At 65.5% G+C, this 12,020-nt stretch carries 9 protein-coding genes; 7 read left to right on the forward strand and 2 right to left on the reverse strand.

The genetic code is table 11. From position 1 onward, the window contains the following. The first annotated feature begins 214 nt into the window (after positions 1–214). From clpX to M3B11_RS12880, 3 genes are all read left to right on the forward strand, one after another. Positions 215–1,480: an ATP-dependent Clp protease ATP-binding subunit ClpX gene (gene clpX / locus M3B11_RS12870; protein ID WP_259877843.1), complete on the forward strand. Its 1,266-nt coding sequence runs from the start codon at positions 215–217 to the stop codon at positions 1,478–1,480. Between the two features lie 146 nt (positions 1,481–1,626). After that, complete coding sequence (locus M3B11_RS12875) at positions 1,627–1,776, forward strand: hypothetical protein (protein ID WP_259877844.1); 150 nt, start codon at positions 1,627–1,629, stop codon at positions 1,774–1,776. Continuing rightward, positions 1,773–2,264 carry a helix-turn-helix domain-containing protein gene (locus M3B11_RS12880; RefSeq protein ID WP_259877845.1) on the forward strand — a complete coding sequence of 164 codons (492 nt, stop codon included), beginning with the start codon at positions 1,773–1,775 and terminating at the stop codon, positions 2,262–2,264. The genes M3B11_RS12875 and M3B11_RS12880 overlap by 4 nt, the downstream gene beginning before the upstream one ends. An 84-nt stretch (positions 2,265–2,348) precedes the next feature. Here the strand turns inward: M3B11_RS12880 and M3B11_RS12885 are convergent, their stop codons facing one another. Both M3B11_RS12885 and valS read right to left on the reverse strand, forming a co-directional pair. After that, the gene (locus M3B11_RS12885; RefSeq protein ID WP_259877846.1) at positions 2,349–3,017 is read right to left on the reverse strand and encodes an AIM24 family protein; all 669 of its coding nucleotides are present in this window, start codon (positions 3,015–3,017) and stop codon (positions 2,349–2,351) included. A 140-nt stretch (positions 3,018–3,157) separates the two neighbouring features. Next, complete coding sequence (valS, locus tag M3B11_RS12890; RefSeq protein WP_259877847.1) at positions 3,158–5,797, reverse strand: valine--tRNA ligase; 2,640 nt, start codon at positions 5,795–5,797, stop codon at positions 3,158–3,160. A gap of 75 nt (positions 5,798–5,872) precedes the next feature. On the opposite strand from valS, the gene M3B11_RS12895 reads away from it, so the two are divergent. The 4 genes from M3B11_RS12895 to ileS all read left to right on the forward strand — a co-directional run bounded on the left by M3B11_RS12895 (position 5,873) and on the right by ileS (position 11,915). Continuing rightward, entirely contained in the window at positions 5,873–6,949 is a 1,077-nt protein-coding gene (locus M3B11_RS12895; RefSeq protein WP_259877848.1) for an acyltransferase, read from the forward strand. A gap of 259 nt (positions 6,950–7,208) precedes the next feature. Beyond that, the gene (locus M3B11_RS12900; RefSeq protein WP_259877849.1) at positions 7,209–7,961 is read left to right on the forward strand and encodes an SDR family oxidoreductase; all 753 of its coding nucleotides are present in this window, start codon (positions 7,209–7,211) and stop codon (positions 7,959–7,961) included. A 115-nt stretch (positions 7,962–8,076) separates the two neighbouring features. Beyond that, positions 8,077–8,349: a hypothetical protein gene (locus tag M3B11_RS12905; protein ID WP_259877850.1), complete on the forward strand. Its 273-nt coding sequence runs from the start codon at positions 8,077–8,079 to the stop codon at positions 8,347–8,349. 296 nt (positions 8,350–8,645) lie between these two features. Beyond that, positions 8,646–11,915: an isoleucine--tRNA ligase gene (gene ileS, locus M3B11_RS12910; protein ID WP_259877851.1), complete on the forward strand. Its 3,270-nt coding sequence runs from the start codon at positions 8,646–8,648 to the stop codon at positions 11,913–11,915. Positions 11,916–12,020: the final 105 nt, after the last annotated feature.

The raw sequence follows: 12,020 nt of genomic DNA on the forward strand, positions 1-12,020 counted from the left end.
CCCCCCCGGCGCCGTCTGCGAAGCAGCGGCCTGATCGGCCCAGACGCGCACCTTCCGGTCGCCGCCGCAGCCGTGTCCGAGCAGTTCTCCGGGGCTGTGCCGACACGCGCCTCCTCAGGTGGCAGGCGATGTCTGTGCCGTATGACATGCTGTTGAGGTACTGAACAGAAGCGGGTTAGGCTGATAGCGTGTGCCCCTTGGAAAGGTTGTGACCGTGGCGCGCAAGAGCGATAGTGCAGATCTTCTCAACTGCAATTTCTGCGGCAAGTCGCAGAAGCAGGTTCGCAAGCTCATTGCCGGTGGCGGTGTCTACATCTGCGATGAGTGCATCGGGCTGTGCAACGAGATCATCGAAGAAGAGCTCAACCAGCCACTGGCCGAGGTCGAGGAGACCGAGCTGCCCAAGCCACAGGAGATCTACGATTTCCTGCAGGAGTACATCGTCGGTCAGGAGACCGCGAAGAAGGCCCTCGCCGTGGCGGTGTACAACCACTACAAGCGCATCCGCGCCTCCCGCAGCCTCGATGACGACGACATCGAGATCTCAAAGTCCAACATCCTGCTCGTCGGTCCGACCGGTTCTGGCAAGACCTATCTCGCTCAGACGCTGGCGAAGAAGCTGAATGTCCCCTTCGCTGTCGCCGATGCCACCGCCCTGACCGAAGCCGGCTACGTCGGCGAGGATGTCGAGAACATCCTGCTCAAGCTCATCCAGGCCGCTGACTTCGATGTCGAGCGCGCCCAGACCGGCATCATCTACATCGACGAGATCGACAAGATCGCCCGCAAGGCCGAGAACCCCTCCATCACCCGCGATGTCTCAGGTGAGGGCGTGCAGCAGGCGCTGCTGAAGATCCTCGAAGGCACCCAGGCATCGGTGCCGCCGCAGGGTGGGCGCAAACACCCGCACCAGGACTTCATCCAGATCGACACGACCAATGTGCTCTTCATCGTCGCCGGCGCGTTCGCCGGTCTGGAGGAGATCATCTCCTCTCGGAGGGGCAAGCACGGCATCGGCTTCGGCGCGATGCTGCAGTCGAAGCACGACGCTGAGGACATCTACAGCCAGATGCTGCCCGAAGACCTGCTGAAGTTCGGGCTCATCCCGGAGTTCATCGGCCGTCTGCCGGTCATCGCCACCGTTTCCAACCTCGACCGCGATGCACTCATGACGATCCTGACCGAACCGCGCAACGCACTGGTCAAGCAGTACCAGCGGATGTTCGAGTTCGACAACGTCGAACTCGAGTTCGAGCTCGAGGCCCTTGAGGCCATCGCCGACCTCGCGCTACTGCGCGGCACCGGCGCTCGCGGCCTGCGCTCCATCATGGAAGAGGTCCTGCAGCCGGTCATGTTCGATGTGCCCAGCCGCGACGACGTCGAACGCGTCGTCATCACCAAGGATGTCGTCGACTCGAATGTCGCTCCGACGATCGTACCGCGCAAAGCGCAGCCGGCCCGCCGGAAGAAGTCGGCCTGACCCTCTCACTCTCAGAAAAGTCTGCGTGAGGTCAGGTGTGCACTCAGTAGACCGTTCTGCAGTCGCTGAGCCTTGACGCCATGACGCATAGTCAACCATTAAGTTACCGCAGCTGAATGGTTGCACTATTGCCTCAGGGATCAGTCATGGCACATCTCATCATCAACCGCGGCATTGAGATCGCTGCGTCCGCTCCAGCCGTCCTCGCGCTGATTTCGCAGCCCGGGTGGTTCATCAACGAAGGAGAGCCGCTCGACGGCCCCGCTGAAGCCGTCGTCGCCGGGAGCTTCCGATGACGCTCACCGAGTTCTTCATCACTGAAGGACCTGAGGGTGTGACGCTGCGTGTCCGCGAAACCGGATTTGAGAATCTCGATGCCGACGGCATGGCCCCGGGGGCCTGCTTCGATGCAAACGACTCCGGCGAGAAGAGCTCGTCCTGGCCGAAGCCGCCCTGGAGCAGACTGCTGGCCCGTACGCAGATGCGGAGGCAGAGGTGCGATGAGCCGCCTCGGTACCGACGAGACAATGCAGGTCCTGGGCGCGTCAGGGAAGAGAGCACCAGGTCGGAACTCATACTCCGGCTCGGGCAGGCGCCGGCATCGGCCTCAGGGCTGCAGCACGAACTCAGCATCTCCCGCCAGGGCATCATGAAGCACCTGGAGATTCTGCGCGAGGCGGGTCTCGTCTCGGCCGAGCGCGACGGGCGGGCAGTTGTCTATCAGTTGGCACCGGCACGCCTCGGCGACATCGCTGCTGCGCTCGAAGAGCTCAGCAGGGGCTGAGCCCCGTGCCTGGCTGCGATCAGACGAGCTGCAGAGACCGGCGACAGCGCCGCAGACTGAGCAGCTGTGCTGACCTGTGCCGGCTCAGGACGTCTCCGCTGGCTGCACGACGACGAAGCCCGGACCGTGGAAGCGCATCTGGATGCCCTCACCCGAACCCCGGCCGAAGAATGAGCCGAGGGTGACATCGGTGTGGATGTCCGGAGCGAGGTTCGCCGACCAGCACACCGCCGCCTGCGGATCGACGAAGGTGGGCGTGCGCGAGCAGTCGAGGACCATCGGCTGGCCCTGCGCACAGATCGCGGCCGTGCCGTGACCGGAGAGTTCAAGGTTGAACAGCCCGGAACCCGAGGTGAGCGCGCCGATGCCGCGCAGCGGCTGGATGTCCCAGCGCAGGGAGGCGTCGAAGGCGAGCATGCTCGTCGTGTTCACAGTCAGCGCGTCCTGCGGACCTTCGAGCTGCATCATGAAGATGTTCGCGGCCATCCGGGCGAAGAAGATCTCGCCGTGACCTTCGACGCGCATGAGCTGGCCGCCCTCACCCGTGGCAGCCTTCTTCATGAACTGCCCAACCGAGGTCGAACCCTGGTGCTTGAAGTTGACGTTGCCCTGGTAGGCGACCATCGCACCCTTCGTGGCGATCATCGGCTCCTGCGGGGTCACCACCCCTCGCACCATGCGGCTGGACTGCATCGTCCATCGCTGATTGAGCTCCTGCTTCTGGTGGTCTTTGGCGAAGAGTTCGCTGCGCATCGCTGTCTCCTGGTCGTGCGCGCCGGGCCGGTGCCCGACTGGGGAATATGTAGCTGGGGGCGTGCAGATCGACTGCACGCCCCCAGCTTAAGCCCACAGCAGGCTCAGCGAGCCGCTTCAGTGTGGCTGTTCGGCAACACTCACTCGGCGGTCTCGAACTCAACGTCGGCGACCGTGATGTCCTCACCGCCTGCCGACAGTGTCCACGCCTGCACGCGGCCGGCGGCCATGATGTCACTCTCAGCACCCTGTGCGGCGGCGAGCACTGGCTCGGGAACGGTCACGGTCACCGAGGTGATCGGGGTCTTCTGCGAGACCTTCGCCTCGGTCTTCGCGCGGCGCAGCTCCCCGAGCACATCGCCGACGTGCCCGAGGGCCTGAGTGTCGGCCTTGAAGACCGGTAGGTCGTCCGCCTGTGGCCAGGCAGCGCGGTGAACGGAACCGGACCGCCACCACGACCACACCTCTTCGGTTACGAACGGCATGAACGGGGCGAAGAGACGCAGCAGCACATCGAGTGCGGTCGCCAGGGTCGCGTGCGCCGAGAACTGGCCGGCTTCGCCGACCGAACCGTAGGAGCGGTCCTTGGCCAGTTCGACGTAGTCGTCGGTGAAAGCCCAGAAGAACGACTCAGCAGTGCGCAGCGCATGAGCGTAGTCGTACTCGGCCATGAAGGCCGCGCATTCGGCGGCGGTCTCGCGCAGCGCGGCGAGCACCGCCTGGTCGAGGCTTTCGGTGATGAGGTCGGTGCGCCCGATGAGACCGGCGTGGACACCCTGGGCGAGGGCGAACTTCGAGGCGTTGAGGATCTTCATCGCCAAGCGCCGGCCGATCTGCATCTGCGTGACCTCATAGGCGGTGTCAGCACCGAGCCGAGCCGAACCGGCCCAGTAGCGCACCGCATCGGGTCCGAAGCCGGGCTTGGACTCTTCGAGGATGTCGCTGGGCACGACGACATTGCCCTTGGACTTCGACATCTTCTTGCGGTCAGGGTCGAGGATCCAGCCCGAGAGCGCAGCCCGGGTCCACGGCACATCGTCGTTCAGTGAATCGGCGCGCACGACCGTGGAGAACAGCCAGGTGCGGATGATGTCATGGCCCTGCGGGCGCAGATCGAAGGGTGCGGTCTGGGACCACAGCTTCTCGTTCCGCGACCAGCCGCCGGCGATCTGCGGGGTCAGCGACGAGGTCGCCCACGTGTCGAGTACGTCGGGCTCACCGGTGAATCCACCGGGCTGATCGCGCTGCTCGGCGGTGAACCCCTCGGGCACATCGGCCTGCGGGTCGACCGGCAGCGAAGCGTCATCGGGCACGATGGGGTTGTCGTAATCGGGCTCGCCGGCCTCATCAAGGCGGTACCACAGTGGGATCGCGACACCGAAGTAGCGCTGGCGGGAGATGAGCCAGTCGCCGTTGAGGCCCTCCACCCAGTTCTCATAGCGCGAGCGCATGAACGAGGGATACCAGTCGAGTTCGCGGCCGCGGGAGATGAGCTTCTCGCGCAACCCGGGATCTGTGCCGCCGTTGCGGATATACCACTGCCGGGAGGTCACAACCTCCAGCGGCTTGTCGCCCTTCTCGTAGAACGGCACCGGGTGCGTGATCGCCTCCGGTTCGGCGAGCAGGTCACCGGACTCGGCGAGCATCTCGGCGATCGTCTTGCGTGCAGTGAACGTCGTCTTGCCGGCCAGCTGCTCATAGTTGGCCACCGCCTCGGGAGCGGGGGAGGAGGCGATCCATTCCGGCACCTCGCGCTGCAGGCGACCGTCGCGGGTGATGATCGCGCGGGTCGGCAGCTGCAGTTCACGCCACCACGTGACGTCGGTGAGGTCACCGAAGGTGCACACCATGGCGATGCCGGTGCCCTTGTCAGGCTTGGCCAGCTGGTGGGCCCGCACGTCGACGGCCACGCCGAAGAGCGGAGACACGACCTGGGTGCCGAAGTAGTCCTGGTAGCGCTCATCGTCTGGGTGCGCGACGAGTGCCGCCACCGCCGGGATGAGCTCAGGACGCGAGGTGACGATCACGATCGGCTCGACTGACGTGTCAGCCGTCCCGTCAGCGGCAGCCGGGTAGAAGGCGACCCTGTGGTAGGCGCCTTCGCGCTCCCGGTCCTCCAGCTCAGCCTGCGCCACAGCGGTGCCGAAGGTGACGTCCCACATCGTCGGGGCTTCCTGCGAGTACACATGCCCGCCGGCGAAATCCTTGAGGAATGCCCGTTGAGACACAGCGCGGCAGTCGGCGTCGATCGTGCGATAAGAGTGATTCCAGTCGACCGAGAGGCCCACCGAGCGGAACAGCGCTTCGAACACCTCACCATCGGAGCTGGCGAGCTTCTCGCACAGTTCGATGAAGTTCCGGCGCGAGACCGGTACGAAGTCCCGTGGGTTCCTCGCCGGCTTGGCAGGCGGCGTGAAGTCTGGGTCGTACGGCAGAGTCGGCTCGCAGCGCACCCCGTAGTAGTTCTGAGTGCGGCGCTCAGTCGGCAGACCGTTGTCGTCCCAGCCGAGGGGGTAGAAGACATTCTTGCCCATCATCCGCTGATAGCGGGCGATGATGTCGGTCTGGGTGTAGGAGAAGACGTGCCCCACATGCAGCGATCCCGACGCCGTCGGCGGGGGAGTGTCGATCGAGTAGACCTCCTGGCGGGAGGTCTCAGGGTCGAAGGCGTAAGTCTGCCGCTCAGACCAGCGGGAGTCCCACTTGTCCTTGAGGCCTTCGAGAGCGGGTCGGTCCGGGAGGTGCACCGAGTCATGTGTGCGTGAGGCAGGTTGAGTCATACCGGTGATTATCCCCGCACCTCGTCGCGGAACTCAAACCACCGGCGACCAGGGACTTCATGCCAGGATAGGAGTGTGAGCCCCCTGCCGCCGACCCCACGCTACGCCGAGAACGCAACGTCGACTGCCTGGATGAACCCGGCCCGCTCTCTGGCGATCCTCTTCGTCGTGGCCATCCACAGCGTCAGCGCCACCGTCGAGACCGATCTGAGCTCCCACGGCGATGCCACGTGGTGGTCTGCCAACCTCATCGACGCCACCGCCCGCTGGTCAGTGCCGGTGTTCCTCATGATCTCCGGCGCGCTCGCCCTCGACCCTGATCGCGGAGTGCGGCCACGCGAGTTCCTCATCAAACGCTTCTACCGCATCGGCATCCCGCTGGTGGTGTGGACAATCGTCTATATCCTCTTCCGCCTCTTCTACGAAGGTCGCATCCACACCACCTGGAGCCCGATCGCCGCGATCCTCACCGGCTCCCCGTATGTGCAGCTGTACTTCCTCTACGTGCTCGCCGGACTGATCCTGCTCACCCCCTTCATGCGGCTGCTGTCGCTGCACGGAACGAAGCGACTGCAGTGGGGCACCACCGCGATCCTGCTGGCGATCGGGATGGTCGACCACATCATCTCGACTTTCTTCGACGTCGGAGAGCCGAACGCCGCCACCCGGTTCCTGCCGCTCATGGGCTACTACGTGCTCGGCTTCGTGCTGCGCGACTGGATCCTCACCCGCAAACAGACGATCCTCGCATGGCTCGTCTTCTTCGCCTCCTACGGTGCGATCCTGGCATGGTCTGCGATCGGGCCGGGGGACAAGCCATGGCGGTTCGCGTATGAATACGTCTCCCCGTTCGTGGTGCCGATGTCGCTGGCCGCCTATGTGCTGCTGCACACTCACATGCGCACCGGCTGGCGATTCCTCACCAGGATCTACCCTTACTCATTCGGCGTCTTCCTCCTCCACCCGCTCATCCTGTTCCCCACGCGACAGGTCATCGGCTACCCCAACACGGTCGGCTCTGTGCTGTTCCACGGACTCGTCCTGCCGATCGTCTACACGCTTGTCTGCACGGCCATCACCTGGCTGATGCTCAAGATCCCATTCGTGCGCGCTGCCTTCGGCGCAGGGAAGCCGTTCCGCGCCTCCGGCTGAGAACCGGTCATGCTCGTGCTGCGGGAACCGTTGGAACAGCGCGACACCGAATGACGACGGCACACGGGCCGGGTGTGTCTTCGGTGTGCGGTCCACCTGGTGCCCGCACCTCGTCATCGACACTCATGATCAGGAGCCGTCGCAGACCGCAGCGGAGGTGCTCACCTGGCTCGAGTGCGCTCGTCACCTTGTGAACGGCCGGGCATGCGGCAAGGATGGAGACGAGCACACCGCCCTCGGCCCATGAGGAGACGCCACGATGACGACCATGCGCGCAGTCGTGACCGGAGCCAGCTCCGGGATCGGAGCAGCCACCGTCCGCCGCCTGACTGCCAGCGGTTGGCACGTCACCGCGGTCGCCCGCCGCGCCGAGAAGCTCGACGCGCTCGCCGACGAGACAGGGTGTGCGGTCGTCACCGCCGACCTCACCAGCGATGATGATGTCGCGACGATGGCCGAGACGGTCGCCGCGGCCGGTCCGCTCCATGCCCTCATCGCCAACGCCGGCGCCGCCTACGGCCATGCCGAGATCGCCGATGCGGCGGTGGCAGACTGGCAGAAGACGATGGACATCAATGCGTTCGGACTGCTGCGCAGCATCAACGCACTGCTGCCGGCTCTGACTGCCTCGGGCCGCGGCGACGTTCTCATCATGGGTTCGACTGCCGGACTCATCACCTATGAGGCGGCGGGTGCGTACACTGCCTCGAAGCATGCGGTGCACGCCATCGCTCAGACCCTGCGCCTGGAGCTGGCCGGCAGACCGGTGCGCGTCATGGAGATCGCCCCGGGCATGGTCAGGACTGAGGAATTCAATCGCAAGCGCTTCGGTTCACAGGAAGCCGCCGACAAGATCTACGAGGGCGTCGAGAAACCCCTCACGGCTGAGGACATCGCCGACGCGGTGGACTGGATGCTGAGCCGCCCGCACCACGTCAACGTCGACCTTATGGTCATCCGGCCGCTCGCCCAGGCCGCCCAGCACAAGGTGGCCCGCCACCAAGGACTGTGAACCGGTCTTCCTCTGCGACGAAAGTCGTAACGACACTGAGCGTGCCCCGGGGTAGCCTGGAAGCACCCGCCCTGCGCCCCTCTGCAACCGCCGGGCAGAGTGAGGAGAGGAACCGATGTCTCGTGCAGTCTCAGAGACACGGCCCAGCACCGCCGGCGTTACCGGCAGGCGCTGGCGCGGCATCGCCCGAGTCGCGGTCCTGTTCGCTCTTTCAGCGCTGTTCCTCACCGGCTGGTTCTGGGGGTACACGGGCGTGCTTCTCGTCATGCTGCTGATCTCGGCAGTTCAGTTCATCCGCGACCGCCGCGCACACCCCTCCGCGGCAGCTGCTGAAACCGCCGACCTCGCCACCTCCAACCGCCCAGACTGCACCGGGCAGTGGAGCTGAGCAGTCCATCGGTGCGGTTCGGAATCCACATGCATCTGCGCTAGGATGTCTCGTGCGACGATCCGGCCATCACCGGGGAGCATCCGGAAGAACAGGCACGTAACCAGACCACGGGGAGCCGTGCCCCATTAGACCCGGACGGGCCGGCCCGTCACAGCCTGAAAATGAGCGATCGGAGACCTCCAAGGCCGGCCCGAGCCACCCCTCGGCGGCGGGCGGAACTCCGATAAGCGAGGTGGTACCGCGGCGGAAGCGTCGTCCTCGTCACCGGACCGCCGAACGCATCAAGGACGCTCATGACTGATCAGATCTACCCCAAGCAGAAGACCTCCGCTGCAGGCCTGACCGCATCGCCGTCGTTCCCTGCCATCGAAGACGACGTGCTGCGCTTCTGGAACGCCGACAACACCTTCCAAGCGAGCATCGACCAGCGTGAGGCCGGTTCCGAGGGCCAGAACGAGTTCGTCTTCTACGACGGCCCGCCGTTCGCCAACGGCCTGCCGCACTACGGCCACCTGCTCACCGGCTACGTCAAGGACGTCGTCCCGCGCTACCAGACGATGCGCGGCAAGCGCGTCGAGCGTCGCTTCGGCTGGGACACCCACGGACTGCCTGCCGAACTCGAAGCCGAACGCCAGCTCGGCATCACCGATAAGTCCGAGATCGGCGACATGGGCATCGCCCGCTTCAACGAGGTGTGCCGCTCCTCGGTGCTGACGTACACGAAGGAGTGGGAGGAGTACGTCACCCGTCAGGGCCGCTGGGTCGACTTCGACAACGACTACAAGACGCTCAACGTCGAGTACATGGAATCGGTCATCTGGGCGTTCAAGCAGCTGTGGGACAAGGGCTACGTCTACGAGGGCTACCGCGTCCTGCCGTACTGCTGGAAGGACCAGACGCCGCTGTCGAACCACGAGCTGCGCATGGACGAGGACGTCTACAAGTCCCGCCAGGACCCCGCGGTGACGATCGGCTACAAACTCGCCGACTCCGATGAGTACGTCGTCATCTGGACCACCACCCCGTGGACTGTGCCGAGCAACCAGGCGGTGGCCGTCCATCCGGACGTCCGTTACGTCGCGGTGCGTCCCGGGCCCGAGGCGCCGGCTGAGCACCTGCGCGGCATCACCCTCATCATGGCCAAGGACCGGGTGGCCGCCTACGCACGCGAGCTCGGCGAGGACCCCGAGGTGGTGCGCGAGATGACCGGCACCGATCTGCTCGGCCTGCGCTACGAACCGCCCTTCGGGTACTTCGAGGGCCGGCAGGAGGAGTTCGGCGAGGCGATGCACTCGATCCTCGCCGCCGACTTCGTCACCACCGACGACGGCACCGGAATCGTCCACCAGTCACCGGCCTTCGGTGAGGAGGACAAGGTGCTCACCGACGCCGCCGGGATCCACGCCGTCCGTCCCGTCGACGATGCCGGCTGCTTCGAAGCCCCGATCACCGATTACGCCGGCCAGCAGGTCTTCGAGGCCAACAAGGCGATCATCCGCGACCTGCGCGACCACACCGGCCCGCTGGCCGGACGCTCGGCGCTGCTTGTACGGCACGAGACCTACGAGCACTCCTACCCGCACTGCTGGCGCTGCCGCACCCCGCTCATCTACCGGGCGGTGTCCTCGTGGTTCGTCAAGGTCACCGACTTCAAGGACCGGATGGTCGAGCTCAATGAGCAGATCAACTGGGTGCCGGAGAACGTCAAGCACGGCCAGTTCGGCAAGTGGCTGGAGAACGCCCGCGACTGGTCGATCTCTCGCAACCGGTTCTGGGGCTCGCCGATCCCGGTGTGGGTCTCGGACAACCCCGAATACCCGCGCACCGACGTCTACGGGTCGCTGGCCGAACTCGAAGCCGACTTCGGCCGGCTGCCGCTCAATGACAAGGGTGAGCCGGACCTGCACCGGCCGTGGATCGACGACCTCACCCGCCCGAACCCGGATGATCCGACCGGCCAGTCGACGATGCGCCGCGTGCCCGATGTCCTCGATGTGTGGTTCGACTCCGGTTCGATGAGCTACGCCCAGGTCCACTACCCGTTCGAGAACGCCGACTGGTTCGAACACCACTTCCCGGGCGACTTCATCGTCGAGTACATCGGCCAGACCCGCGGCTGGTTCTACACCCTGCACATTCTCGCCACCGCCGTGTTCGACCGCCCGGCCTTCCGCAACTGCATCAGCCACGGCATCGTGCTCGGCTCCGACGGGCAGAAGATGTCCAAGAGCCTTCGCAACTATCCCGACGTCAACGAGGTATTCGACCGCGACGGCTCCGATGCGATGCGCTGGTTCCTCATGTCGAGTCCGATCCTGCGCGGCGGCAACCTCGTTGTGACCGAACAGGGCATCCGCGACGGCGTCCGCCAAGTGATCCTGCCGCTGTGGAACGCCTGGCACTTCTTCGCCACCTACTCCAACAACGCCGACGGCGAAGCCGGTGGCAAGGGCTACGCGGCTGAGACCCGGTACGATTCCAGCCAGGTGCTCGACCGCTACCTCATCGCCAAGACCCACGACCTCATCGTGGACTTCCAGCAGGCGATGGACGACTACGACGTGTGGGCAGCCTGCGAACTGATCCGCGAGCACCTCGACATGTTCACCAACTGGTACGTCCGCCGCTCCCGCCGCCGTTTCTGGGAGGGCACGGCCGAGGTGCGCGAATCCTTCGACGTCTTCTACACCTGCTTCGAGGCGTTCCTGCGGGTGGCCGCCCCGCTGCTGCCGTTCACCGTTGAGGAGATCTACCGCGGGCTGACCGGCGAGCGGTCGGTGCACCTGACCGACTATCCCGACGCCGAGGCGTTCACCGCCGATGCCGATCTCGTCGCCGCAATGGACCGCACCCGCCAGGTCTGCTCGACCGGCTCCTCGCTGCGCAAGGCCAACAACCTGCGCGTGCGGCTGCCGCTGGCAGGCCTGACCGTGGCCACGAATGACGAGCTCGGCTCTGACTTCCGGTCGATCATCGCTGATGAGCTCAACGTCAAGGACGTCACGGTCATGGGCGTCGACCAGGCCGCTGCTGCCGGGTTCACCCTGGAGCAGAAGCTCACCGTCAACGCCCGTGCTGCCGGGCCGCGCCTGGGCAGGAACGTTCAGTCCGCGATCAAGGGCTCGAAGACCGGCGACTGGTCAGTCGGCGATGACGGCACCGTCACTGCCGGTGGGATCGAGCTCGACGAAGGCGAATACACCCTCGAGGAGGTTGCCGACGCCGGGGCGACGAGCGCTGCCCTGGCAGCGATGGATCGCGGCTTCGTCGCCCTCGACATCGAGGTCACCGACGAGCTGCGCGCTGAAGGCGTCGCTCGTGATGCGATCCGGGCGATCCAGAACGTGCGCAAGCAGCTCGACCTCGACGTCGCCGACCGGATCACGGTGCTGCTCTCGGCTCCCGAGCAGGTCCGTGCGGCTGTCGACACCCACCGCGACATGGTCGCCGGTGAGGTGCTCGCCGTTGATCTCGACACCACGAGCGAGCAGCTCAACGGCGACGAGGTCTTCACCGCCGGCGAGCTCGCCTCCGATGCGGCCGTGCAGGTGAAGCGCGTATGAGTGAACACGACCCCGTCCACGGCACTGACGCTGCCGGCACCGGGCCCGAGGGTTCCGAGGTGACGCAGCTGCCGGACTTCGAGGACAACCCGCTCGTCCCGCTCG

Source organism: Brevibacterium sp. p3-SID960, assembly GCF_025144725.1.
GTDB lineage: Bacteria > Actinomycetota > Actinomycetes > Actinomycetales > Brevibacteriaceae > Brevibacterium.

Bases quoted from the DNA above. Each gene is read 5' to 3' on its own strand.
- M3B11_RS12885 (WP_259877846.1), bottom strand. From the start codon at position 3,017: ATGCGCAGCGAACTCTTCGCCAAAGACCACCAGAAGCAGGAGCTCAAT.
- M3B11_RS12880 (WP_259877845.1), top strand. From the start codon at position 1,773: ATGACGCTCACCGAGTTCTTCATCACTGAAGGACCTGAGGGTGTGACG.
- ileS (WP_259877851.1), top strand. From the start codon at position 8,646: ATGACTGATCAGATCTACCCCAAGCAGAAGACCTCCGCTGCAGGCCTG.
- M3B11_RS12900 (WP_259877849.1), top strand. From the start codon at position 7,209: ATGACGACCATGCGCGCAGTCGTGACCGGAGCCAGCTCCGGGATCGGA.
- M3B11_RS12905 (WP_259877850.1), top strand. From the start codon at position 8,077: ATGTCTCGTGCAGTCTCAGAGACACGGCCCAGCACCGCCGGCGTTACC.
- valS (WP_259877847.1), bottom strand. From the start codon at position 5,797: ATGACTCAACCTGCCTCACGCACACATGACTCGGTGCACCTCCCGGAC.
- M3B11_RS12875 (WP_259877844.1), top strand. From the start codon at position 1,627: ATGGCACATCTCATCATCAACCGCGGCATTGAGATCGCTGCGTCCGCT.